This window comes from Pandoraea iniqua, from assembly GCF_902459685.1.
Taxonomy (GTDB): domain Bacteria; phylum Pseudomonadota; class Gammaproteobacteria; order Burkholderiales; family Burkholderiaceae; genus Pandoraea; species Pandoraea iniqua.
This window is the reverse complement of the sequence record NZ_CABPSF010000002.1, coordinates 1,146,105-1,171,707: the sequence shown is the minus strand read 5'-3', so window position 1 is coordinate 1,171,707 and position 25,603 is coordinate 1,146,105. Positions and strand designations below refer to the sequence as shown.

Below are 25,603 nucleotides of genomic sequence, written 5' to 3'. Positions count from 1 at the left end.
TTACCGGGGCATTGTACGAAGGATATTCCTGCCTTCGCAAGCGAAATTTCAGATTACGATAGTAAATTTCATAGTGCGAAATTCTGTTGCAGTGCACATAAAATCAAGGGCTTGGAGATGCCATCTCAACACGGTTTAACGGCGTACCGATCGGTCTCAGCGCGGTTTTGAGCGGGCGTCTTACCGAAAACCTCGGACGCTTCCGAAAAGCAGGGCATCTCGGGGCAAAGACGCAGGAAAATGGCCGGCCTGCGCTACAATCTCGGCATGCTTTCGCCACGCCTCGCCAACTCCGCCCCACCGTCCCGGACCGCCGCCACGCCCGCCCGCTCGAACCGCTGGCTGCAAGGGTTCGCGGAGTCGCACTACTACTTGCTGGTGCCGCTCGTCTCCATTGTGATCTTCCTCGTGGTGATGAGTCTGATCCTGTGGAGCCTGAACCGTCGCGAGACCGAACAGCAACAAGACACCCTTTATCGCAACGTGGCGTGGGCGCAGCAGCAGATACGCCTGAACATGCTGGCCATTCAGGACCAGATCAGTTCCCTTGCGCGCGACACCGCAGCCAAGCCTCAGGACATTGCGCACTTCCAGAACACGGCCAGCGAGTTGATGCAGAACCATGCAGACATCGTCTTCATGAACTGGCTCGATGCCGGGCAACGCCCGAAGTGGGCCGTGCCCGCCGACTCGCCGTTTGCTTCGCGCTTGCAGGGCACCGCGCAACATCCGATGGAAGATGAGTTGCTGGTGGCGTTTCGCGCGGCGCGCGACTCCCGGCGCTCGGCCTACTCCACGTTGATCTATGACGCCTCGGGCGCGAGTTATATCGTCGTGCAGGTGCCGGTGCTTCGGGAGCGCGAGTTTCTCGGCACAATCAGCGCGGTCTACTCGGTCGAAGGCCTGCTGATCCACGAGTTACCGCAAGAGCTCGGCGACAAGTTCAAGGTGTCGTTCATCGACACGCACAACAATGAACTCGCGACGACATCGACACGGCCACCGCTGCCGCGCGACGTCTCCTATGAATTACTGCTCGATCCGCCCGGCCACAGTCTCGCGGTTCGCATTTATTCGTATCCGGCAGTCGGCAACTTCGTGAACAACACGCTGGTCTGGCTGATTGCCGGGCTGTCGTGCTTCGTGCTGTGGAGCCTCTGGAGTCTGTGGCGGCACACGCGCCAGCGCTTCGAAGCCCAGCAGGCACTCTTCAACGAAACGTCTTTCCGGCGCGCGATGGAAAACTCCATCGTGATCGGCATGCGCGTACTCGATCTGCAAGGCCACATTACGTATGTGAATCCGGCGTTTTGCCGCATGACGGGCTGGGATGAGCCCGACCTCATGAATCGTGCGCCGCCTTACCCGTACTGGCCCAAAGACGATATTCACGAGATGCAGCGGCGCATCGACATGACGCTGCGCGGCAAGGCACCCTCTCACGGCTTTGAAATTCGTGTGCAGCGCAAAGACGGCACGATCTTTTATGCCCGCATGTTCGTCTCCCCGCTCGTGGACGCGCACGGCCGTCAGACCGGCTGGATGTCGTCGCTGACCGACATCAGCGAGCCGAAGCGTGCGCGCGAAGAACTCGCTGCTGCGCACGAACGCTTCACGACCGTGCTGGAAAGCCTCGACGCGTCGGTGTCCGTGCTGGCGGTCGACAAGGCCGAGCTGCTGTTCGCCAACCGTTACTACCGCCAGTTGTTCGGCACGCGCCCGGAAGGTCACCTCGAACTGTCGGGCGGCGGCGAGCTGTCGCCGACCTCGCTCGATCATATCGACATGGTCGATGCGTTCGCTGGCTTGCCGGCGGCATCGCTGACCGATACGGCCGCGGAGACGCAGGAAATCTATCTGCCCACGCACCAGAAATGGTTTGAAGTGCGCCGCCAGTACATTCAGTGGGTGGACGGCCATCTGGCGCAGTTGCAGGTTGCCACCGACATCACGGCACGGCGCCATGCAGAAGAATTGGCACGGCAGGAGGAGGAACGGTTACAGTTCACTGGTCGTCTGACGACCATGGGTGAAATGGCCTCCTCGCTCGCGCATGAACTGAACCAGCCGCTCGCGGCGATCAACAACTACTGCATGGGCACTGCTGCACTGGTACGCGCGGGCCGCACGTCACCGGAAACGCTGTTGCCGGCGCTGGAAAAAACGTCTCAGCAAGCGGTTCGGGCAGGCATGATCATCAAGCGCATTCGCGCTTTCGTGAAACGTAGTGAACCGAAGCGTCAACCGTCATCAATCTATGAGATCGTGGCGGATGCGGTGGGGCTCGCCGAGATCGAGGCGCGCAAGCGCCGGGTGCGCATCGTGACCGAGCTGCCCGCAGGACTGCCACAGATTTACGTCGACCCGGTGTTGATCGAACAGGTGCTGGTGAATCTGTTGAAGAATGCCGCCGAAGCGATGCACGGCTATACGCCGCCGCCCGGCCAGCGGCGCGACCTGACGGTGCGTCTGCACGTTGAGCGGCGCGACAAGTCGATTGAGTTTCAGGTGTCCGACCACGGCCCAGGCGTGGACGAAGCCACCATCGAACGGTTGTTTGAACCGTTCTTCAGTACCAAATCGGACGGCATGGGCATGGGCCTGAACATCTGCCGCTCCATCATCGAATCGCATCACGGCCGTCTGTGGGTAGAAAACAATGAAGTCGACGGCGTGCGGAATGGTTGTACTTTTTGTATTCTGTTACCGTTAGAAGGCGATACGACATCCGGATCCGGGGGAGGACTATGACGACACCAAACACCAATATCGATCAAGAAACTGTCTTTGTTGTCGATGACGACGAGGCAGTGCGCGATTCGCTGCGCTGGCTACTTGAGGCCAATGGCTACCACGTGCGCGGCTTCGAAAGCGCCGAACAGTTTCTTTCGCACTACGACCGACGTCAGGTGGGCTGCCTGATTCTCGACGTGCGGATGGCCGGCATGAGCGGTCTGGAGCTTCAGGAACAGTTGATCGCGCAGAAGATCAACATCCCCACGATCTTCGTGACGGGCCACGGCGACGTGCCGATGGCGGTCAACACGATGAAGAAAGGTGCGATGGACTTCATCGAAAAGCCTTTCGACGAAGCGGAACTGCGGGCGTTGGTGGAGCGCATGCTCTCGAAAGCCCGTCAGGACGCCAGCAGCCAACGCGAGCAGCAACAGGCCGAGGAACTGCTCTCGCGCCTCACGGGCCGCGAACAACAGGTGCTGGAACGCATCATCGCCGGTCGTCTGAACAAGCAGATTGCCGACGATCTCGGCATCAGCATCAAGACGGTCGAGGCTCACCGGGCCAACATCATGGAGAAGCTGAACGTCAACACGGTCGCCGACCTGCTGCGTCTCGCCCTGTCCAAGCGCTCGTGAGTCCCGCCTGACAAGGGCTTTCTGAGCACACCGCTGCCCCGCCACCACCCGGCGGGCAGTCACCGGCAGATTCCACCTTGCATTCCCCCAAGGGCCGGCACACCACCGGCCCGCGCGAGGTGGATCCCACACCCCCGCCCCCCTCCCGCCGCCATCGGCGCGCCGCTATAATACGGTCTTTGCCGTCTGCCACCCGCCTTGGCCGACGCTGCCGTATCCGGCCTCTCAGGCCAGCCCCCTTCCTTCACACGATACCCACGCACCATGACCGCCACCCTCATCGACGGCAACGCCCTCGCCAAACGCATTCGCGCCGAAGTTGCCACGCGCGCCGCCGCCCTCACCGCCCGTGGCCATCAGCCCGGCCTCGCCGTCGTTCTGGTCGGCGAAGATCCGGCGAGCCAAGTCTACGTGCGCAACAAGGTCAAGGCTTGCGAAGACAACGGCCTCTACTCGTCGCTCGACCGTTATCCGGCCGACCTGACCGAGACCGCCCTGCTCGCTCGTATCGATGAGCTCAACCGCGATCCGAAGATCAACGGCATTCTGGTGCAACTGCCGCTGCCGAAGCACATCGACAGCCACAAGGTGCTCGAAGCCATCGCCCCGGAAAAGGATGTGGACGGCTTCCACGTCTCGAACGCCGGTGCACTGATGACGGGCGCGCCGCTGTTCCGTCCGTGCACGCCCTATGGCTGCATGAAGATGCTGGAGTCGGTCGACTTCCCGCTGCGCGGCGCGGTGGCTGTCGTGATCGGCGCGTCGAACATCGTCGGCAAGCCGATGGCCATGATGCTGCTGCAAGCGGGCGCCACCGTCACGATTTGCAACAGCAAGACGAAGGATCTGGCCGCGCATACCCGCAACGCCGACGTGATCGTCGCCGCCGTCGGTAAGCGCAACATCGTCACCGCCGATATGGTCAAGCCGGGCGCCGCCGTGATCGACGTCGGCATGAATCGCGACGACGCCGGCAAGCTGTGCGGCGACGTCGACTTCAACGGCGTCAAGGACGTGGCGGGTTACATCACGCCCGTGCCGGGTGGCGTCGGCCCGATGACCATCACAATGCTGTTGGTCAACACGATCGAAGCCGCTGAGCGCGCGCTGGGCGCCTGAGCATCTGGCTGCCCCGCCTGACGGGACGGGGCTTGCGAAGGAACGTGGTTGACGGCCCAGTACGCCGTTCGCCATGACAATCCCCAATCATTCCAGTTGAAAAAAACGACTGGAAAAATCGCAGGGATGCCCCCACACTCTTCGTAAGCCCCTTCAAGTGGACATCGATCGCATGAATACGCCGCAAACCAATCCCCTGCTTGATACCGAAGGACTCCCCCGCTTCGCCGATATTCGCCCCGAGCACGTGACTCCCGCCGTCGACGTTCTGCTCGAACAGGCGCGTGCCGCGGTGGACCGGGCGGCGGATCCGTCAACGCCGGCGACATGGGCCAACATTCTCGACGCCGTGGAAGACGGCACCGAGGGCCTTGGCCGCGCCTGGGAAATCGTCGGACACCTGAACGCCGTTGCCGATACCCCCGAACTGCGCGCGGCCTATAGCGACAACCTGCCGCGCGTCACCGAGTTTTCCGCCAGCGTTGGCCAGAACCTCGCCTTGTTCGACAAGTACAAGGCCATCGCGGCCGGCCCGGAATTCGCCGGCCTGACGACCGCTCGCAAGAAGATCCTCGATAACGAAATGCGCGGCTTCCGTCTGGGCGGTGCCGAACTGCCCGAGGACCAAAAGCCGCGTTTTGCCGAGATTCAGGAAGAGCAAGCCCATCTTGGCAAGGCCTTCTCCGATCACGTGCTCGACGCGACGAACAAGTTCTCGCTGGTCATCACCGACGAGCAGGAAATCGCTGGCGTGCCTGAAGACGACAAGGCCGCCGCACGCGCTGCGGCCGAGCGCGATGGCGTTGAAGGCTGGAAATTCACCCTGCACTTCCCCTCGTATTTCCCGGTGCTGCAATACGCCGACAACCGCGCGTTGCGCGAAAAGCTGTACCGCGCCAATGTGACGCGCGCCTCGGAGCTCGGTCCGCAATACGGCGAGGGCGAGGCGGAGTGGGACAACACCAAGATCGTGGTGGAGCAACTCGCCTTGCGCCGTGAAGAAGCGCAGATGCTCGGTTTCAAGAACTACGCCGAGGTGTCACTCGAGCCGAAAATGGCCGAGTCCCCCGCTCAAGTGCTCGAATTCCTCGAAGATCTGGCCAAGCGGGCGCGTCCGTATGCTGAAAAGGATTGGGCGGAGTTGCAAGACTTTGCCGCGAAGTCGCTCGGCCTCGACAAGCTCGAACCGTGGGACACGGCTTACGCCTCGGAGAAGCTGCGCCAACAGCGTTATGCGTTCTCGGAGACGGAAGTTCGCCAGTATTTCCCGCTGCCGAAGGTGCTGGACGGCCTCTTCCGCGTGGCAGGCACCTTGTTCGGCGTGACCATTCGCCCGCAAGACGCCGAGACGTGGCACCCGGACGTGCGCTTCTTCCGAATCGAGCGCGACGGCGAGTTGGTGGCCCAGTTCTACATGGATCTGTTTGCACGCGAAGGCAAACGTGGCGGCGCATGGATGGACAGCGCCCGCACGCGCAAGCGCCTGCACAACGGCGCGTTGCAAACGCCGGTCGCTTATCTCGTCTGCAACTTCCCGGCACCCGTGGGCGACAAGCCCGCGCTCTTGCCGCACGACGACGTCATCACACTGTTCCATGAGTTCGGTCACGGCCTGCATCACATGCTCACGCAGGTGGAAGACGCAGGCGTTGCCGGCATCAACGGTGTGGAATGGGACGCCGTCGAGCTGCCGTCGCAATTCATGGAAAACTTCTGCTGGGAATGGGATGTGCTCGAGCACATGACCGCCCACGTCGACACCGGCGCACCGCTGCCGCGCACGCTGTTCGACAAGATGATCGCCGCCCGCAATTTCCAGAGCGGTCTGATGATGCTGCGTCAGGTGGTGTTCTCGGACTTCGACATGCACCTGCACTACGACTTCGACCCGCGTGGGCCGGAGTCGGTGCTCGACGTCTCGCGCCGTATCAACGACCGTCTGCATGTAACGCCGCAAGCCGAGATTTCGCGCTGGCCGAATACGTTCAGCCACATCTTCGCCGGCGGTTATGCGGCGGGCTACTACAGCTACAAGTGGGCGGAAGTGCTCTCGGCGGATGTCTATGCTGCGTTCGAGGAAGCCGCCAAGGTCAGCGGCACGGTGCTCGACACCGCGACGGGGACGCGTTATCGCGACGAGATTCTCGCCGTCGGTGGCAGCCGCGAAGCGATGGAATCGTTCATCGCGTTCCGTGGCCGCACGCCGCAAGTCGATGCGCTACTGCGTCATAGCGGCATGTCGGCTAACTGATTGGCGTTGAATTGGTGTGACCGGATCGACGTCTGATCGGTAGCGCCGTACGGGCCGAGAGGCCGCGGGCTGGATCCTGAATTTCACGGGATCCGGCCCGTTTCATTTGAGACGAGCCTCTCTGAAGTGGGCCGACGCTATCAACTGTCGTCGTCGCAGGCGTTCGGGCGCCAGACATAGCTGTTGGTCTCCCGGTCGAGACACCGTGCCGCCTGAAACCGTACAGTGCAGCCATTCTCGTACGTCCGCACGCATTCACCGTTGTTGCAGCGCGTCTGCATGCGCACCACCTGTCCGGTGGGAATCCTGCACTGCGCCTGAGGCGCCTGAGCCGGCTGCGGCGCCGGCGGACGTTTGCCGGGACGTTGGCCGCTGTCATACCAGACCTGCGCATTTTCGATCGCGCAATCGCCACCGCGCTGGCAGACCACAAACGCGTCTTGCACTGCGGCCGCCTTCTCGTCGCCAAGCGCCACACCGATCTCGCCGTTGCTCGCATGCACGACCGACCAATAGGCCGGCCCGTTACCCGCCATGATGATCTCGCAACGCCCGCCCCGCCGACCCGGCGCAAGCTGGCTACGACACTTATTGAGCGCTACCAGTTTGGCCTTCGCCATCGATGTCTGGTTGCCCACGAAGACGTAGCGCAGCGTCCCGCCCGAGCGAATGCCGGCGACGGCAGCCGCAGCGAAGCTCTGCGTGCTGGCGAGTGCCATCAAACAGCCCAATACGGGGAGACTGATTAGGAAAAGGAAGCGAAGCCACATCGTCATGACGGTGCCGCGGGTGCCGCGAGGACGGCGTCTGCGTTGACTAAATCGATAGCGTCATCAGACCACAGCCATGAGGCGCACGATGCGCCGAGCAGAAGGGAGTTTTGTCGCTGTTTTTGAGGTTTTCCGGCCACCTCGCGCCACCTCGGGCCACCGTCAGCGTATCCGCGGCGCACCGTCGGGCCGCTTATCCGCCATCCACAAAGCAAAACAGGCGGCGCACCTTTCGGTGCCACCGCCTGCATCGCGAGGGATCACCCTCGCCGGAAACGCCTCCCGGCATCTCCGCTCACACGTTCAAACGCTCAGGTACCGCGCTTGATCCACGCCGACAGATTGTGCGGGCGCAGCGTGTCGTACTCTTCGAACGGCTGGTGAATCCAAGGATTTGTCGCCAGAAAATCGACGGCGTAATCCGGTGCCACCTTCGAGCAGGCCTTGTGCCACAGCACGGCCGAGCGCACGTCGGTCACCTTCGGGAAACGCTCCTTCAGGTGGCTGCCGACACGCTCGAGCGTCACGCCCGAATCGACCAGATCGTCGACCAGCAGCACACGGCCTTCCAGCTCGCCGCGCGTGATGGTGATGTACTGGGCAATGTCGAGGTCGCCGCGAACGGTGCCTTCGGCCTCACGATACGAACTCGTCGCCAGAATCGCGAGGGGCACGTCGTAGATGCGCGCGAGCTGATCGCCCACACGCAAGCCACCACGGGCCAGACACAGGATCTTGTCGAATTTCCAGTTGGACTCATAGACCTTGAGCGCGAGGCGCTCGATCAGTCGATGGTATTCGTCCCACGAAACCCAGAGGTTCTTATCGTCGTTTTGGGGCAGATTCATGGTGTGCCGTTCCAATCCTACGGGGTCTCAGTTCTTGAACGGGTGACGCAGGAGAATGGTCTCCTCGCGATCCGGACCGGTCGACACCATATCGATCGGAATACCGCTCACTTCTTCGATGCGCTTCAGGTAGTTCTGCGCTTCCACCGGCAGCTGATCCCACGACTTCACGCCGAACGTGCTCTGCGACCAGCCCGGGAAATCTTCATAGATCGGCTCGCAACGCGCCACATCCACAGCGCCACGCGGCAGGATGTCGACCGTCTTGCCGTCGATCTTGTAACCCACGCACAGACGCACGGTTTCGAGGTTGTCGAGCACGTCGAGCTTCGTCATGCACAGACCGGTCACGCCGTTGATCTGGATCGAACGCTTGAGCGCAGCGGCATCCATCCAGCCAGTGCGGCGCGGACGGCCGGTCACCGAACCGAATTCCTTGCCCACCGTTGCCAGTTGCAGGCCGATGGCTTCCTGACGCGCGGGATTGTCCGCATCGTACAGTTCGCTCGGGAACGGGCCTGCGCCAACGCGCGTGCAATAAGCCTTGGTGATGCCGAGAACGTAATGCAGCTGTTGCGGACCCACGCCAGCACCCGCCGACGCGGCACCGGCCACGCAGTTGCTGCTGGTCACGTACGGGTACGTGCCATGATCGATGTCGAGCAGCGTGCCTTGGGCACCTTCGAACAACAACTTTTGGCCTTCGCGGTTGGCCGCGTAGAGCAATTGCGACACGTCGGCGATCATCGGACGCAGACGTTCGGCGTAGCTCAGCATCGTGTCCAGGGTTTCCTGGAAGTCGACGGCCTTCGCGCCCAGATACTGGGTCAGCACGAAGTTGTGGTAATCGAGGTTTTCACGCAGACGGGCGGCGAAGGTTTCCGGATCGAAGAGATCCTGCACGCGCAGCGCGCGGCGGCCAACCTTGTCTTCGTACGCCGGGCCGATGCCGCGACCGGTCGTGCCGATCTTGCTGGCGCCGCGGCGTGCTTCGCGCGCCTGATCGATAGCGATGTGGTACGGGAGGATCAGGGTACAGGCTTCGGAGATGCGCAGACGGCCGCAGACCTTCAGGCCAGCGCCTTCGAGTTCACCGATTTCCTTGAACAGGGCTTCCGGCGAGAGCACCACACCGTTGCCGATGTAGCAGGTGACGCCTTCATGCATGATGCCCGACGGGATCAGGCGCAGAATCGTCTTCTTGCCGCCAATGATGAGCGTATGTCCGGCGTTATGGCCACCCTGGAAACGCACCACGCCTTGCGCGTGATCGGTCAGCCAATCGACGACCTTACCCTTTCCTTCGTCGCCCCACTGGGTTCCGATAACGACGACATTGCGTCCCTGATTCAAAGCATTGCCGGACATAACAATAGTTGGTTTGGTTAAAAACGTATTCTACCCGTGTTGGGGTACGCTAGTGCCGCTTTTTTCAGCGGATTCACCGGGGTGTCACAACCCACTGGCCATCTTTCTCAACGAGAACGCGGTCTCCCGTGAACTCCTCGAAGTCTTGATCGTGGCCCGGCAGCATGCGGATAACCACCTCACCGGCGTCGCGCAGGCTCTCGATCTTAGTGCGCAACCCCGGCACGTCGTCCGCAGGCGCCAAAATCGCGTTACTGCGCGCTTCCACTGGCGAAATTGCCGCCAACTCACGCAAATCCAGCGAAAACCCGGTTGCCGGACGATCACGCCCGAACGCCTGACCGACCTTGTCGTACCGGCCGCCGCGCGCAATCGCATTCGGAATGCCGTCGACATACGCGGCGAACATCACGCCGCTGTGATACTGGTAGCCGCGCAAATCGGCCAGATCGATCGACAACTCGGCCTGTCCGTCCTTGCTCTGCGACGCCGCCAGATAGTCCAGATCGTCCAGTGCCGCGGTCACGCCGGGCAGGTCGGGCAACGCCTTACGGGCACGCGCCAGCGTCTCGGCGGGCTCGCCATACAGTGTGGTCAGTGCCAGCAGGGCATCGCGCACGTGAACCGGCAAATCCTGCGTCAGCGCCTGAAGCTGGGGAACGTCCTTCGTCGCCAGCGCGCCGAACAACTCGCTCTCCCGCGCCTCGGCCACCGGCACGCTGTCGATCAGCGCCTCGAGCACGCCCGCGTGGCAAAGGTCGATACGAATTTGCTTGAGACCCGCCAGACGCAGGCAGAACAGCAGCAACTCCTGAATCTCGAGATCCGCCTCCAGCCCGCCATGGCCGAAGATTTCCGCACCGATCTGGAACGGCTCACGCGTGGCGAGCAGGTTACGCGGGCGCGTGAACAGCACGCTGCCGGCATAGCACAGGCGCGTCACGCCCTTGCGGTTGAGCAAGTGGGCATCGATACGGGCAATCTGCGGCGTGATGTCGGCGCGAAGCCCCATCGTGCGGCCGGAGAGCTGGTCGACCAGCTTGAACGTGCGCAGATCGAGGTCGTGACCGGTGCCGGTCAGCAGCGACTCGACGTACTCGAGCATCGGCGGCATGACGAGCTCATAGCCGTAGGTGCGGAAACGATCGAGCATGAGCCGGCGCAGATCTTCGATCTTGCGCGCCTCGGACGGCAGCACGTCGGCGATATTTTCAGGGAGTAGCCAGTTCGGCATGGGTATTTCGGTATTCAGACGGCGCGCAAAGCGCACCTTTTAGTGATCGGCCAGCAGCATCAGAATCAGCCCCAGCGACACGGCGGCCAGACCGAAGAATCGGATCTGGCCGGACGGCATTTCCGTTATTTTACGAAAACTTTGCCGCCACCGGTCCGGGGCGACGAACGGAAACAAACCCTCGACAATCAGCATGAGGGCTAAAGCGAGAATGAGGGTGCTGCTGGTCACGGGGGGACTCGGCCAAAATGCCACCGCCCGCGGTTGACGCGGGCGGTGACGGCTACTCGGGTGTCAAGGGGGCTATTTTCCCGCTTTTCCGGCTGTCGCGCCAGCACCGCCCGAACTCCGCATGAAACGGAAGAAATCGCTGTTCGGATCGGCAATGATCACGTCCTTCTTGTCACGGAAGGTCGCCTTGTACGCTTCGAGGCTCTGGTAGAACTGAGCAAACTGCGGGTCACGGCCAAACGCTTGTGCATAGATGTTGGCGGCGGCAGCATCGCCCTCGCCCTTCACCTGTTGCGCCTTGGCGTAAGCTTCGGCCACAACGACGTCACGCTGACGGTCGGCATCGGCACGAATCTGCTCGGCTTCTGCGGCGCCGGTCGAACGCAACTCGTTCGCCACACGCTTACGCTCGGCGGCCATCCGGCTGTACACCGAATCGCTGATACCGGCGGCCAAATCGACACGGCGCATACGCACGTCGACGATCTCGATACCCACTTGCGCGGCATCCTCGCCAACCTTCTGCTTGACCCACTGCATCACCTGCTCACGCTGCGACGACACGACTTCGGTCACCGTGCGCTTCGTAAAGGCTTCCTGCAAGGCCGAGCGAATCTGCTGCGTCAGACGGTCCTGTGCGAGACGGTTGTCGCCCTTGAAGCTCACGTAGAACTTGCGCGGGTCGACGATGCGCCACTTTACATACGAGTCGACGATGAGGTTCTTCTTCTCGGCCGTGATGAAGCGTTCCGGCTCCGGGTTGTCGATGGTCATGATGCGCTTGTCCAGATACAGCACGGTCTGGAGCGGCGGCGGCAACTTGAACTTCAGGCCCGGCTGGCCATAGACATCTTTGATTTCGCCGAGCGAAAACACGACGGCGTAACGACGCTGATCCACCACGAACATGGTCGAGGCAAGCACGATCAGCAAAACGATCAGCGCGACAATAATGGTTCCAATACGGTTCATGCGCTTATCCCCTTAGCGTGAATCGCGGTCGCGGTTGCGCAGTGCCGCGCGCGATCGATCATGGTCGATATCCGTGGCATCGTCGGCAGCCGCCGAGCCCGTCGCAGCGTTCGTGCCCGCACCGGAGGCCGGTGCCGGGGTCGACGCGTCGCTGCGTGTGCGATCCATGATCTTGTCCAACGGCAAATACAACAGGCTGTTGTTCTTCGAGTCCACCATGATCTTCGTGGTGCGCGAGTAGATCTGCTGCATCGTATCGAGATACATGCGCTCGCGAATCACGCCAGGTGCCTTGGCATAGGCTTCCTGCACCGACTTGAAGCGATCGGCATCACCCTGCGCCTGCGACACGACGCGCGCCTTGTAACCGGCCGCCTCTTCGGTCAGACGCGATGCCGTACCCTTGGCACGCGGAATCACGTCGTTGGCATACGCCTGTGCTTCGTTCTTGGAGCGCTCCAGATCCTGACCGGCCTTCACCGCATCGTCGAACGCGGCTTGCACCTGCTCCGGCGGCTGCACGCTTTGCATCGTCACGCTCGTGACGAGAATGCCCGTCTTGTACGTGTCGAGAATGCGTTGAATCGACGTGACCAGTTCGTTGGCAATTTCTTCGCGGCCGGAATACAGCACGAAGTCCATCTTGTTCTTGCCCACGATTTCGCGCACAGCGGTTTGTGCGGCAAGATTCACCGACGATTCGGCGTCCACGTTATTGAACAGGAACTCGGTCGCATCCTTGATCCGGTACTGCACGGCGAAGCGCACGTCGATGATGTTCTCATCGCCGGTAAGCATCGACGAGTCCTTCAGCGCGGTATCGCGAACCGTGCTCGAACGGCCGACTTCGACCGATCGGATCTGCGACATGTTCACGATCTCGACCGCTTGGATCGGATACGGCAGGCGCCACTGAATACCCGAGGTCGTCGTGTATTTGTACTTGCCGAATTGCGTAACGACGCCAACCTGCCCTTCCTGCACGATGAACACGCCGGTGGCGAGCCAGATCAGGAAAGCGATGGCGACGACGATGCCGACACCGATACCCGAGCCGCGCGAGCCGCCCGTGTAGTTGTTGGAACCGCCACCATTACCGCCTCCGCCGCCCTTGCGGCCGAAGATACGGTTCAGACGGCGATTGAAGTCGCGCCAAAGTTCGTCGAGATCAGGCGGACCATCCTGCTGCGGGCCTTGCGGTCCACGCGGGGGTTCTTTCTGATCTTGAGGATTCGGCGTGTTTGAACGGTCGGGCCGATTCGGCTCCTGATTGCCGGACGGCGTATCGCCGCCGCCGTCCCGCCCCCAGCGCGGGTCGTTCAGGGAGAAAGTCAAGCCAACTCGTCGCATCAAAGCTCTTGGAAGCATAGGTAGAAGCGTGGTGACTGAAGCGGTCTTGGCGTTGCGACCGGCGCGCCGCGTTTCGGAGCGCGCGTGTTGCCGGTTGCGCGTGGTTCCCGAATCTGGTTTGCCGATCGGCGGCCTTGCCCGGCCTCCGTCTAGTCTCTTGCCAGTTCGTCACCCGTTTCAGGCGGTGCTGCCAGTGTTCCCCGCGGCAGCCGCACCATCACGGTGTGACGTCTCGTGTTATCTGTCTTCTGCGCGCGGCACATCGTCCCAACGGTCGATGAGCCGGACATCGGGCGCTTCGTGTTGCGATTGTAACCCAGCAGTGCCGGCCACAACCGCCTCGGTAATGGCCTCGCGCAGCAGGTCGAGGCCCTGACCGGTACGCGCGCTCAAAAACACGCGCGTGATGCGTCCGCTCTCGTCCCGCTCGATTCTCGGCCCTTGTGCGGCCAGTTCCGGCACCGCGTCGATCTTGTTCCAGACGAGAATCTGCGGGATGTTCGCAGCATCGATCTCCGCCAGCACGGCGTTGACCTCGGCCATCTGCTCCTTGCGCACCTGACTCGAGGCATCCACCACATGCAGCAGCATGTCGGCGTGTACCGTTTCCTCAAGTGTCGCCCGGAATGCCGCCACCAACTGGTGAGGCAACTCGCGGATGAATCCGACAGTATCCGATAGCACGATGTTCCCGACTTCTCCCAGATAAACGCGACGCGACGTCGTGTCGAGTGTCGCGAAAAGCTGGTCAGCCGCGTAGGCATTGGCCTTGGTCATCGCGTTGAACAGCGTCGATTTGCCCGCGTTCGTATAGCCGACGAGCGAAATCGACATCGTGCCGCTGCGCTGACGCGCCCGGCGTTGCGTATCGTGCTGACGCTTGAGCCGGTCCAGCCGGATACCCAGCGACTTCACGCGCTCGCCGAGCAGACGGCGGTCGGTCTCGAGCTGCGTTTCGCCAGGGCCGCGCAGGCCGATACCGCCCTTCTGACGTTCCAGGTGAGTCCAGGCGCGCACGAGGCGCGTGGACAGGTACTGCAACTGCGCGAGCTCGACCTGCAACTTGCCTTCGTGACTCTTCGCACGTTGGGCGAAGATATCGAGAATCAGGCTGGTGCGGTCGACGACGCGCGTTTGCAGAAGGTGTTCGAGGTTACGCTGCTGACCCGGTGTCAGGGCGTGATTGAAAATGACCAGATCGACGTCGTGCTCTTCGATCGCAGCGCGCAGTTCTTCGGCTTTACCGCTACCGATGAACAGCTTGGCATCTGGGCTATGGCGACGACCGGTAATGCTGACGACAGGCTTGGCGCCTGCGGATTTCGTCAGAAGGTCAAGTTCCTGGAGACTGGCTTCGAAATCGAGCTTGCCGAAATCGATGCCGACGAGGGCGGCGTTTGTGATCAAACTACGCAGGGGATGGGTTTCGTGGCTGTTGGACAAGAGCGGGATGGCGGGAAGAGAAATTCGCCCGGCCGGAGTGACTCCCGGTCGGGCGAGCCTGAATCAGGACTGCTCGGCTTCCGGATGGAAATTCACCGGACGCGCAGGCACGACCGTCGAAATGGCGTGCTTGTAAACCATTTGGGTGACCGTGTTACGCAGCAGGACGACATACTGGTCAAACGACTCAATGTTTCCCTGCAGCTTGATACCGTTGACCAGATAGATCGAGACGGGAACATGCTCCTTACGCAAGGCGTTCAGAAACGGGTCTTGTAGAAGTTGCCCTTTGTTGCTCATAAGTTACTCCATTGTATTTTTAGCAAATGACCGTAGCCAGGGCGTGTGCGCGCTTCCCACCCTGACTCCCACACTATAGCCGATTTTGCTAGCGTCGCCAGCAAAACCCCGCCCCGGACGGGCTTTCACTCGCCCTTGGCGTAAGGGTTCGCGCTGTTCCGGAACTCTATGCGTAATGGAGTCCCCTTCAACTTAAAAGTTTCGCGGAAACGGTTCTCTAAGTAGCGGCGATAGCTGTCGGTCACCCCATCGAGATTGTTCCCGTGGATGATGATGATCGGCGGATTCGAGCCCCCTTGGTGCGCATAACGCAGCTTGGGACGCGAGAAGCCGGAGCGACGCGGTTGCTGGTGCTCCACGGCCTCTTCCAAGGCACGCGTGAGCTTCGGCGTAGGCAGCTTGCTCATGGCCGCGGCGTACGCTTCGTCCACCGAGCGCATCAGCGCACCGATGCCGGTCGCGCGCACCGCTGAAATGAAGTGGAAGCTGGCGAAGCCCAGGAATTTGAGCTTGCGCTCCAATTCCTGCTTGGTCTGGTCACGCGTGTACTCGTCCAGACCGTCCCACTTGTTCACGCCCACCACCAGTGCACGGCCCGATTCGACGATGAAGCCTGCGATGTGGGCGTCTTGATCGGAGATGTCCTGACGGGCATCCAGCATCAGGATCACCACGTTGGCGTCGGCAATCGATTGAAGTGTTTTCACAACCGAGAACTTCTCGACGGCCTCGAACACCTTGCCGCGGCGGCGCAAACCGGCCGTGTCGATCAGCGTGTAATTCTTGCCCTGCCGCTCGAATTCGATGTGAATCGAATCGCGCGTTGTCCCCGGCATGTCGAACGCGATCACGCGCTCTTCGCCGAGCAGCGTGTTCACGAGCGTCGACTTACCGACGTTCGGACGGCCGACGATGGCGATGCGTACGCGGCCATCGCCCTTCTCTTCCGTCTCGTTCTCGTCCTGATTGGCGTAGAACGGCGCCAGTGCCTCGTCGATGACTTCGCGCACGCCGTCGCCGTGGGCGGCCGAAATCGCCAGCGGATCGCCCAGACCGAGTTCATAGAAATCGTTGGCGACCGTGGTGTACTTCATGCCCTCGGCCTTGTTGACCACGAGCATGATCTTGCGACCGGTCTTGCGCAGATACTCGGCAATGATCTGGTCTTGCGGCGTGAGGCCCTGACGGCCGTCGACGATGTAGATCACCACGTCGGCTTCGACCACGGCCTGGCGCGTCTGCTTGGCCATCTCGTGGTAAATGCCGTCTTTGGCGACCGGTTCGAAACCGCCGGTATCGATGACCAGATACGGATGCTCGCCAACACGCCCCTCGCCATAGTGACGGTCGCGCGTGAGCCCGGGCATATCGGCGACGAGGGCGTCGCGCGAGCGGGTCAAACGGTTGAATAGCGTCGATTTGCCGACGTTGGGGCGCCCTACGAGCGCGATCACGGGTTTCATGAATAAGCCCTAAAAACGAATACGGCCGGCGCGCTGCCGGCCGTTCCCGGAAAATGCCCGGGTGCTGCCGATAACCGGTTAATCCGGTCGGAAGCCGTAGATGTTGCCGTCGCGCGTTTGCACAACCAGCGTCTGGCCAGCGATGATCGGCTGTACGCTGATCGCACCGCTCAACTTCACGCGGGCGAGGATATCGCCGTTGTCACGCGACAGGAAATGCAGATAGCCCTGCTTGTCGCCTACCACCACCACACGGCCGAGGGCCAGCGGTGCCGACAGATCACGGTACTTGAGTTTGTCGTTCTGCCACAGTGTACTGCCATCGGCAGCGTTGAACGCGTAGACGGCACCGTCGGTATTGACCGCTGCCACCACACGTTCGTCTTGCGTCACGCCGTTTGGCGACGAGAAGTCACGTGCCCACAGGCCGTTACCCGTCTGCACGTCCGCACAGCCGACGCGGCCCTGGAACGTGGCACCGCACACCTGACGGCCGAACACGACCGGCGAGCCGGTCACGTCGTTCACACGCTCGACTTCGGTCACGCCCTTCGGATACGACAGCGGCGTCACCCACAGCGGGTTGCCGGTGTTCGCATCGAGCGCCACCATCTTGCCGCCCGGGAAGCCGGTCACGACCGCGCGGTCACCCAGGAACGTCATGCCCGTGCCGGTACGCAGCGTCAGCGTCGTCGACGGCTGCGAGTACGACCAACGCACCGAACCCGTGCCCGAATCGAATGCCGTCACACGGTTGTTGATCGCTCGCACGACCACCAGCCCACGACCCACCAGCGGCGCCGTCAGCACTTCGCTGCCGGCATTGGCCTTCCACGACTGCTTGCCGTCATGATCGAACGCGATCACGTCGCCCTTTTGCGTAGCGACCACCGTCGTCTCGCCGTCGCTGCCCGGGCCGGCGGTGATGCTGCTGTCAGCCTTGGCCGTCCAATTCGAGGCGCCGGTATCGGCATCCAAACGCACGATGCTGCCATTGGCCCCTGCCGCAAACACGGCATTCCCGACCGCCACCGGTGCAAAGCTGTAGTCACCCGCCTTGCCCACGCTCGCCGTCCAGATCTGCTTGACGGTCAACGCCTGCTTGATCTCCGTCAGCGGCGTCGGCTCATGCGGCGGCTTGCTGCTGAAGATGCCACAACCACCCAGCGTGCCGAGCACCGCGAGCGTCAGTACCGCGCTGCCTGCGCGCTGGGAAAAACCACGGCGCGAGCCCGCGTCGGACTGCGTGTTCGACATCGATCGACGGAAGTCGTTAAGGATCATCATGTACCCGGTTATGCGTTATGAGAGGGTAATACTGCCAATGAAATTCCGGCGCGCTTCAGGCGCCCAGTGCGTCGAGCTTGAACTGCACGAACTGGCGCATGCCCGAATCCTGCTTGTCGAGCTTGTCGAGTGCCAGCTTGTAAGCGGTGCGTGCGTCGGCCACCTTGCTCTGCGCAACGAGCACGTCGCCACGACGATCGGCAAACAGCCCCTCATAAGGCGCCGGCGGACTGTCGAGCATCTTGAGTGCTTCGTCGTACGCCTTCTCGTCGAGCAGCACGCCGGCCAGACGCAGCTTGGCCAGTTGCTTGTACTCGTCGTCCTTGGCATTCGACACCGCCCACTGCAACTGTGCCTTGGCGCCCGCCGCGTCACCCGCGTCCGAGAGCGACTTGGCCGCCAGCAGCGCGGTCATCTGCGCGTACGGCGTGCCACTGAACTTGCTTTCCATATCCGACGCGATACGGGTCACCCTCGCCTTGTCTTTCGCGTCGATGGCCGTGGCCAGCTCGCCGTACAGCACGCCGGCCTCGACCGTCTGCTTGCGCTCGTAATAGCGCCACAGATTCCAGCCGCCATAGGCCAGCATGATGACGACCAGCGTCCAGATAACGTAATTGCCGTACTGCTGCCACCAGGCCTTTACGTTCTCGATCTGTTCCTGTTCCTCGTGATAGCTGCTCATTCGCCGGGGCTCTCCGTGTCTGGCGTCTTGGATTAGTGAATCGTTTCGTTGCCCGCGCCATTGCTGGACAGGCTTTCATTCACGCTTTCGTCGGCACTCGCGACGATGGCATCGATCAGGTGCTCGGCGAGACCTTCGAACGGCACGCTCGTCTGATTGTTCGACGGATCGGCGGCGCGCAGGTGCTTGACCACTGCCGTGCCTGCTGCCACTTCGTTCTCACCGACGATGATCGCGAAGCTTGCACCGCTCGCGTCCGCACGCTTCATCTGCGACTTGAAGCTGCTGCCCTTGCCGTCCGGGCTGCAATGGAACACGACATTCAGGCCCGCGTCGCGCATGCGTTCTGCGGCGATCAGTGCCGGCGCCACGGCGGCTTCGCCCTGATGCACGACATACACGTCAGCCCCTTCCGCCTGCGGCACGAGATCGTCTTCGCGCAGCAGTTCGAGAATGCGCTCGACACCCATCGCCCAGCCGCACGCCGGCGTGGCATCGCCACCGAGTTGCTCGACCAGCGGATCGTAACGACCGCCGCCCGCCACCGTACCCTGCGCGCCGAGCTTGTCGGTCACCCACTCGAACACGGTCAGATTGTAGTAGTCGAGACCACGCACCAGACGGGGGTTGATAGTAAAGGGAATGTTGTTCGCCTTGAGCAGCGACTGCACGCCCTCGAAATGCTTGATCGAGTCTTCGCCGAGGTAGTCGATCAACTTCGGTGCTGCTTCGACCATCGCCTGCATCGCCGGGTTCTTCGTGTCGAGCACGCGCAGCGGATTGGTGTAAAGACGGCGCTGGCCATCTTCATCGAGCAGGTCGACGTGCTTCTCGAGGTAGGCGATCAGATCGGCACGGTGACGTGCGCGCTCTTCGCCCTGCCCCAGCGAATTCAGTTGCAGATGGATGCCGGTCAGGCCGAGATCGTCCCACAGGCGCTGGCACATCAGAATGATTTCGACGTCCGCATCGGGGCCCGCCAGACCGAGCGCTTCCACGCCGACCTGATGGAACTGACGATAGCGGCCGCGTTGCGGCTTTTCATGGCGGAACATCGGGCCGAAGTACCACAGGCGCTTCGGGCCGCTGTACAGCAGATTGTGCTCAAGCGTGGCGCGCACTGCTGCGGCCGTGCCTTCCGGACGCATCGTGAGCTGCTCGCCGTTGAGCGAATCGGTGAAGCTGTACATCTCTTTCTCGACGATATCGGTCACTTCGCCGATGCCGCGCGTGAACAGCTGCGTGTGCTCGAGAATCGGCGTACGGATCTGCTGATAGCCGTACGCGCGCAACATGGCGCGCACCGATTCTTCAAAAAACTCCCACAGGGCTTCGTCCTGCGGAAGAATGTCGTTCATGCCCTTGACCCCAGCCAGTTTGGCGGGGCGCTTCTTCTTTTCTTCAGTCATATTCTCTTTGTCCTGCCCGCTTGATCCCGCGTCCGTCCCAACTTGAATCGATCTGCATCGACTCAGGCGGCGACGGCGCCTTCGGTCTGCGCGTAGCGGGTCTTCACATAGTCGTCGACGATCTGCTGGAACTCTTCCGCGATATGGTCGCCGCGCAGGGTACGCACTTTCTCACCATCGACGAACACCGGCGCTGCCGGCGATTCGCCCGAACCCGGCAAGCTGATGCCGATGTTCGCGTGCTTCGATTCGCCCGGGCCATTCACGATGCAGCCCATGACCGCGACGTTCATGTTTTCGACGCCCGGATATTGCGCCTTCCACACCGGCATTTGTTCACGCAGGTACGACTGGATCTTCGAGGCCAGTTCCTGGAACACCGTGCTCGTCGTGCGGCCGCAACCCGGGCAAGCGATGACCATCGGCGCAAACGCGCGCAGGCCCATCGTTTGCAGGATTTCCTGCGCCACCACCACTTCGCCCGTGCGTGCACCGCCCGGTTCCGGCGTCAACGAAATACGGATCGTGTCGCCAATGCCTTCCTGCAACAACACCGCCAGCGCAGCCGTCGAGGCCACGATGCCCTTCGATCCCATGCCGGCTTCGGTCAGCCCCAGATGCAACGCGTAGTCGCAGCGCTTGGCCAGTTCGCGGTACACCGCGATCAGGTCCTGCACGGCGCTCACCTTGCACGAGAGCAGAATCTTGTCGGCCGACAGGCCAACGCGTTGCGCCAGTTCAGCCGACTCGAGTGCCGACGTGATCAGCGCTTCGTACATCACGCTCTGCGCTTCCCACGGGGTCGCGCGCGAAGCGTTTTCGTCCATGATGCGGGCCAGCAGCGACTGGTCGAGACTGCCCCAGTTCACGCCAATACGCACCGGCTTGTCGTACTTGCAAGCCGCTTCGATCATCTGCGCGAATTGCGTGTCGCGTTTGGCGCCCTGACCGACGTTACCCGGGTTGATACGGTACTTCGACAGCGCTTCGGCGCATGCCGGATAGTCGTTGAGCAGCTTGTGGCCGTTGTAGTGGAAGTCGCCCACCAGCGGCACCATCACACCCATACGATCGAGCTGATCGCGAATCGCCGGCACTGCCGCCGCCGCTTCCGGCGTGTTGACGGTGATGCGCACCAGTTCGGAGCCGGCCTGTGCCAGTTCCTTCACCTGAATGGCCGTGCCGATCGCGTCTGCGGTGTCGGTGTTGGTCATCGATTGCACGCGAATCGGCGAGTCGCCGCCGACCGTCACGAGCTGGCCGCCCCAACGAATCGCGACTTTACGCGACTGACGGCGCGGTGCCGGACCGCCAATGATCGGCATGCATTCTACAGAAGCCATGATTACCCTCTTTCGGTCTTACTGGAGCGTCAGACGCGCCACGTTGCCCGCGTTACGGGACTTGATCTCGACCGGTTGACCGTTGAACTCCAGCGACTCGACGCCCGCGACGTTACCTACAACGACTTTGAGCGGCGCTTCGCCCGTAATTTCTTGTTCGGCACCTGCACGCATCAACTGGGAGAACAGCACCTTGCCGTCCTTCGCACGCACTTCGACCCAGCTATCTGCTTTCAGATGCAACGCAATCTTGCCATTACCCGCGGCAACCGGCGCACCAGCTGCCGAGGCGGTGACCGCCGGCGTCGGCACGGCGGCCTTGGCAGCCGAAGCTGCGGCGTTCGCGATGCCCGCCACGACGTGCGTCGGATCGACCGCCGCGATCAGGCCGGCACCGGCCGTCGCCGAGCTCGCCGTCGCCGTGTTGACGGTACTTTCCGTGTTGCCGTTGTTGGCAGCGGTGTTCACATTGTTGGTGCCGTCAGCCCCCGGCGGCGTGCCGTTCGCGTCGGCCACGACCGGCTGACTGGCCGGCTCAGCAGCTTCCGCGCCTTGCGCCGACGCGCCACTCGCCAGCTCGGCGGGTTCGGTCGACCCACGGGTCGGCTTATGGGCATTGCCGAAGTACCACGCGGCACCGGCAATCACCACGAGCGCAGCCAGCGCCCACGGCCATTTGGCTTGCGACGCGGCGACCGGCGAACGGAAGCGCACGGGGCTCTTCGGAATACTGGGCTGCCCCGTCGGTGCCTGCGGAACATCGATCGGTGCGGTGCGGCCAAAACGGCGCAGCGGCTCGATCATCGGTTCCGGGTCACCCCCGAGCATGCGCGCGTAGCTGCGCACGACCCCTTGAATAAACGGCATTTCCGGCAAGGCATCCCACTGGCCGGATTCCAGACGTTGCAGCTTCTGCACCGAGACTTTCAGACGCGCCGACACATCTTCGATCGACATGCCGCGCTTCTCGCGCAATGCGGCCAGTTGCGCACCCACCTGCGCGCCCAGCTCAGCCAATCCGGCGGCCGATCCCGACGGTGTCCCCTGGCCTTGAGTGCCGGTTTGCCCGCCTGCGTCCGCCTGATTCTGGTTATCCATCGATACGCCCCCGTTCGTAAGCAGCCGCACGCAGCGGCTGAGGATATGCTGGCGACAGCGCCATCACGTCACCCTCCTTGCGCGCGGCGTGAAGATCTGCGCGACGCTTCGGACGATTCGGTGTGGAACTGACGAAATCGCGCGAAGCATCGACGATGCCTCGCGCGAGGAATGCTGTAGTGCGTGACTGATCCGCCGGGCAGCATGGCACGCGCCGGGCCGACGGCCCTCGCCACGGTCCACGCCCGCCCATGCGCAACCTCATACGGTACGCACCTCGACCGCGATTTTCCCGAACTTGCCGCGCTGTGCAAGCCGCGTACGATCCTGCACTTCGCCGGCGAGCTGACCACACGCCGCATCGATGTCATCGCCGCGCGTCTTGCGCACGGTCGTGACGAGGCCTGCATCGAGCAGAATCTGCGCAAACCGCTTGATTTGCGGATCCTTCGAGCGCAGCAGGCCCGATTCGGGAAACGGATTGAACGGAATCAGATTGAACTTGCACGGCACGTCGCGGGTAAGTGCGACAAGCTCGCGCGCATGCGCTTCGGTGTCATTCACACCGTCGAGCATGCAGTACTCGAACGTGATGAAATCGCGCGGGGCCACTTCGAGGTAGCGCTCGCACGCGCCCATCAGTTCGCGTAACGGATATTTCTTGTTGAGCGGCACGAGCACATCGCGCAGCGCATCGTTCGGTGCGTGCAGCGAGACGGCCAGCGCCACGGGCAGCTCCTGGCCCAAGCGATCCATCATCGGCACCACGCCGGACGTCGACAACGTCACGCGACGACGCGACAGCCCGTAGGCGTTGTCGTCGAGCATGAGGCGCATGGCGCCCACGACGTTCTCGAAATTGAGCAGCGGCTCGCCCATGCCCATCATCACCACGTTGCTGATGACGCGCTCGTTCTTGCCTTCGCGCCCGAGATCGCGGCGCAACGCAAATTCGGCCATCCACAACTGGCCGATGATCTCGCCGAGCGAGAGATTGCGCGAGAAACCCTGCTTGCCGGTCGAACAGAACCGGCAGTTGACAGCGCAGCCCGCCTGCGATGAAACGCACAGCGTGCCACGCGTCTCCTCAGGGATGTAGACGGTTTCCACGGCATTGCCGTTGCCCACATCCAGCAGCCATTTGCGCGTGCCATCGGTCGACACATGGTCGGTGATGGCCGCCGGCGCAGCGATCATTGCACGTGTCTGCAATTTTTCGCGCAACGACTTGGCCAGATCGGTCATGCAGCCGAAATCGGCGGCGCCCATCTGGTGGATCCAACGCTGGAGCTGGCGCGCACGGAACGGTTTTTCACCGAGCGTGCCGCAATAGGCGGCCAGACCGTCCGGATCGTAATCAAGCAGATTCGTGAGGTTGGTCATGGCCTGGTCCATCAACATCCCTTCGGTAACTTCTTGCGACTGAGCGGCTAAACGCGCTTAGCGCGCGTAGACGTTCAGGCCAGCGAAGAAGAACGACACTTCGACGGCAGCCGTTTCAACGGCGTCCGAACCGTGCACGGCGTTCGCGTCGATGCTGTCGGCGAAATCGGCGCGGATCGTGCCCTTCTCAGCCTTCTTCGGATCGGTAGCGCCCATCAGGTCGCGGTTCTTCAGAACAGCGCCTTCACCTTCCAGCACTTGGATCATGACCGGACCCGAGATCATGAAATCGACCAGATCCTTGAAGAACGGGCGTTCCTTGTGAACACCGTAGAACTGTTCGGCTTCGGCGCGCGACAGTTGCACGAGCTTGGCAGCAACGATCTTCAGGCCCGCGCCTTCGAAACGGCTGTAAATCTGGCCGATCACGTTCTTGGCAACGGCATCGGGCTTGATAATCGAAAGAGTGCGTTCGACTGCCATGAAAAACTCCAAAAAATTAAGCAGTTATATAACCAACATGAACCCGTAATTGTAGCACGAAGGCTGTTATTATGGTGATGGAACCTACAGTGCGCGCACCGCTCAAACGCAGGACGGCCGGGACTGTCCGGCTTGTTGGCGAGATTTGCGCAGCAGTAGGATTCCTCACCTTCCCGCCATGGAAAGGTTGACGGCATCCCGCCGGCTTGAATTTTCGGGCATTTGCCCAAACATTCTCGGCATCTTCTGAGCGCATTCCGGGACATCTTTCGATATCCTGTGACATCGACGACAAGCCAGACCAACGGCTGCGGGGGATAAACCGGCGCACGCCGGTCATCGTAAAAAGCGTCACACGACGCCTGCCGGCCCCGCTGGCGGGCACAATGACCACGGAGAACACCATATATGAACCAGGATTTCCAACGTTTCGGCTACGGCGGGCAAGGCGCGACGACCGTACAGGTGCGCAACAAGGTGCTGCGCAATACGTATTGGCTGCTCGCGCTGTCGATGCTGCCGACGATTGCGGGAGCCTGGCTGGGCGTGACCTACGGCTTCGCGCTCTTCGCGGGCAGCCCGATGGTCAGCGTCATTGCCTTCCTCGCGATCGCTTTCGGCTTCATGTTCGCCATCCAGCGCTATAAGGACAGCGGCGTGGGGGTGGCCCTGCTGCTGGGCTTCACGTTCTTCATGGGCCTGATGCTCACGCGCATGCTGAGCTTCGTGCTGGGCTTCTCGAACGGCGCATCGCTCATCATGCTGGCGTTTGGCGGCACGGCCGTGATCTTCGGCGTGATGGCGACGGTTGCCACGGTCAGCAAGCGTGACTTCAGCGGGCTGGGCAAATGGCTGTTCATGGGCGTGCTGGTAATCATCGTCGCCTCGATCGCCAACATCTGGCTGCAACTGCCGGCCCTGATGCTGACGGTCTCGGTGCTCGCCATCGCGATCTTCTCGGCCTACATCCTGTTCGACGTGCAGCGCGTGGTGAACGGCGGCGAAACGAACTATGTGACCGCCACGCTCGCGATCTACCTCGACCTGTACAACATCTTCACCAACCTGCTCGCCATCCTCGGCGTGCTGGGCGGCAACCGCAACTGACCGGCTCCGGCGGGTTTTGCACCCGCCCCAGTCTTAAGCTGCAAAGTGGTACAAAAAAGCCAGTCCCTCGGGACTGGCTTTTTCT

General features: G+C 62.0%; 22 protein-coding genes. 5 read left to right on the top strand and 17 right to left on the bottom strand.

All coding sequences use genetic code 11. The features are described 5' to 3' along the window. Positions 1–267: 267 nt before the first annotated feature. The 4 genes from PIN31009_RS11000 to PIN31009_RS10985 all read left to right on the top strand — a co-directional run bounded on the left by PIN31009_RS11000 (position 268) and on the right by PIN31009_RS10985 (position 6,744). Positions 268–2,751: a PAS domain-containing sensor histidine kinase gene (locus tag PIN31009_RS11000; RefSeq protein ID WP_246185599.1), complete on the top strand. Its 2,484-nt coding sequence runs from the start codon at positions 268–270 to the stop codon at positions 2,749–2,751. Then, positions 2,748–3,374 (top strand): response regulator transcription factor, encoded by a 627-nt coding sequence (locus PIN31009_RS10995; protein WP_058379242.1) that lies wholly within the window; start codon positions 2,748–2,750, stop codon positions 3,372–3,374. Before PIN31009_RS11000 ends, PIN31009_RS10995 begins: the two co-directional genes overlap by 4 nt. A gap of 264 nt (positions 3,375–3,638) precedes the next feature. Next, positions 3,639–4,493: a bifunctional methylenetetrahydrofolate dehydrogenase/methenyltetrahydrofolate cyclohydrolase FolD gene (folD, locus tag PIN31009_RS10990; protein ID WP_150684164.1), complete on the top strand. Its 855-nt coding sequence runs from the start codon at positions 3,639–3,641 to the stop codon at positions 4,491–4,493. Positions 4,494–4,665: 172 nt separating this feature from the next. Beyond that, positions 4,666–6,744 (top strand): M3 family metallopeptidase, encoded by a 2,079-nt coding sequence (locus PIN31009_RS10985; protein WP_150684163.1) that lies wholly within the window; start codon positions 4,666–4,668, stop codon positions 6,742–6,744. A gap of 140 nt (positions 6,745–6,884) precedes the next feature. Here PIN31009_RS10985 and PIN31009_RS10980 read toward each other — a convergent pair whose 3' ends face one another. The 17 genes from PIN31009_RS10980 to ndk all read right to left on the bottom strand — a co-directional run bounded on the left by PIN31009_RS10980 (position 6,885) and on the right by ndk (position 24,411). Beyond that, positions 6,885–7,463, bottom strand: a complete 579-nt coding sequence (locus tag PIN31009_RS10980; protein WP_174997094.1) for a DUF4189 domain-containing protein — start codon at positions 7,461–7,463, stop codon at positions 6,885–6,887. Positions 7,464–7,825: 362 nt separating this feature from the next. Beyond that, positions 7,826–8,362, bottom strand: a complete 537-nt coding sequence (locus tag PIN31009_RS10975) for a phosphoribosyltransferase (protein ID WP_058379246.1) — start codon at positions 8,360–8,362, stop codon at positions 7,826–7,828. A 27-nt stretch (positions 8,363–8,389) separates the two neighbouring features. After that, positions 8,390–9,730, bottom strand: coding sequence for an adenylosuccinate synthase (locus PIN31009_RS10970; RefSeq protein WP_150684161.1), 1,341 nt, complete (start codon positions 9,728–9,730; stop codon positions 8,390–8,392). A gap of 73 nt (positions 9,731–9,803) precedes the next feature. Continuing rightward, positions 9,804–10,964 (bottom strand): ATP phosphoribosyltransferase regulatory subunit, encoded by a 1,161-nt coding sequence (locus PIN31009_RS10965; RefSeq protein ID WP_150790193.1) that lies wholly within the window; start codon positions 10,962–10,964, stop codon positions 9,804–9,806. Positions 10,965–11,003: 39 nt separating this feature from the next. Continuing rightward, on the bottom strand, positions 11,004–11,195 hold the full coding sequence (locus PIN31009_RS10960) for a DUF2065 domain-containing protein (protein ID WP_058379249.1): 192 nt from the start codon (positions 11,193–11,195) through the stop codon (positions 11,004–11,006). A 72-nt stretch (positions 11,196–11,267) separates the two neighbouring features. Continuing rightward, entirely contained in the window at positions 11,268–12,167 is a 900-nt protein-coding gene (gene hflC / locus PIN31009_RS10955) for a protease modulator HflC (protein ID WP_058379250.1), read from the bottom strand. A gap of 12 nt (positions 12,168–12,179) precedes the next feature. Next, positions 12,180–13,535 carry an FtsH protease activity modulator HflK gene (hflK, locus tag PIN31009_RS10950; RefSeq protein WP_087688103.1) on the bottom strand — a complete coding sequence of 452 codons (1,356 nt, stop codon included), beginning with the start codon at positions 13,533–13,535 and terminating at the stop codon, positions 12,180–12,182. A 219-nt stretch (positions 13,536–13,754) separates the two neighbouring features. Further along, the gene (hflX, locus tag PIN31009_RS10945; protein ID WP_058380360.1) at positions 13,755–14,921 is read right to left on the bottom strand and encodes a GTPase HflX; all 1,167 of its coding nucleotides are present in this window, start codon (positions 14,919–14,921) and stop codon (positions 13,755–13,757) included. A gap of 102 nt (positions 14,922–15,023) precedes the next feature. Further along, complete coding sequence (gene hfq, locus PIN31009_RS10940; RefSeq protein WP_010807283.1) at positions 15,024–15,260, bottom strand: RNA chaperone Hfq; 237 nt, start codon at positions 15,258–15,260, stop codon at positions 15,024–15,026. Positions 15,261–15,385: 125 nt separating this feature from the next. After that, on the bottom strand, positions 15,386–16,723 hold the full coding sequence (der, locus tag PIN31009_RS10935; protein WP_058379252.1) for a ribosome biogenesis GTPase Der: 1,338 nt from the start codon (positions 16,721–16,723) through the stop codon (positions 15,386–15,388). A gap of 78 nt (positions 16,724–16,801) precedes the next feature. Further along, on the bottom strand, positions 16,802–17,980 hold the full coding sequence (gene bamB, locus PIN31009_RS10930; protein ID WP_174996074.1) for an outer membrane protein assembly factor BamB: 1,179 nt from the start codon (positions 17,978–17,980) through the stop codon (positions 16,802–16,804). Between the two features lie 85 nt (positions 17,981–18,065). Further along, entirely contained in the window at positions 18,066–18,695 is a 630-nt protein-coding gene (locus PIN31009_RS10925) for a YfgM family protein (protein ID WP_150684157.1), read from the bottom strand. A gap of 32 nt (positions 18,696–18,727) precedes the next feature. Continuing rightward, positions 18,728–20,104, bottom strand: coding sequence for a histidine--tRNA ligase (gene hisS / locus PIN31009_RS10920; RefSeq protein WP_150790192.1), 1,377 nt, complete (start codon positions 20,102–20,104; stop codon positions 18,728–18,730). A 62-nt stretch (positions 20,105–20,166) separates the two neighbouring features. Continuing rightward, positions 20,167–21,447, bottom strand: coding sequence for a flavodoxin-dependent (E)-4-hydroxy-3-methylbut-2-enyl-diphosphate synthase (gene ispG / locus PIN31009_RS10915; RefSeq protein ID WP_058379255.1), 1,281 nt, complete (start codon positions 21,445–21,447; stop codon positions 20,167–20,169). An 18-nt stretch (positions 21,448–21,465) separates the two neighbouring features. Next, complete coding sequence (locus PIN31009_RS10910; protein WP_150790191.1) at positions 21,466–22,545, bottom strand: helix-turn-helix domain-containing protein; 1,080 nt, start codon at positions 22,543–22,545, stop codon at positions 21,466–21,468. 261 nt (positions 22,546–22,806) lie between these two features. Then, on the bottom strand, positions 22,807–23,928 hold the full coding sequence (rlmN, locus tag PIN31009_RS10905) for a dual-specificity RNA methyltransferase RlmN (protein ID WP_150790190.1): 1,122 nt from the start codon (positions 23,926–23,928) through the stop codon (positions 22,807–22,809). A gap of 57 nt (positions 23,929–23,985) precedes the next feature. Beyond that, positions 23,986–24,411, bottom strand: coding sequence for a nucleoside-diphosphate kinase (gene ndk / locus PIN31009_RS10900; RefSeq protein WP_058379257.1), 426 nt, complete (start codon positions 24,409–24,411; stop codon positions 23,986–23,988). A 408-nt stretch (positions 24,412–24,819) separates the two neighbouring features. On the opposite strand from ndk, the gene PIN31009_RS10895 reads away from it, so the two are divergent. Further along, positions 24,820–25,518 (top strand): Bax inhibitor-1/YccA family protein, encoded by a 699-nt coding sequence (locus tag PIN31009_RS10895; RefSeq protein ID WP_058379258.1) that lies wholly within the window; start codon positions 24,820–24,822, stop codon positions 25,516–25,518. Positions 25,519–25,603: the final 85 nt, after the last annotated feature.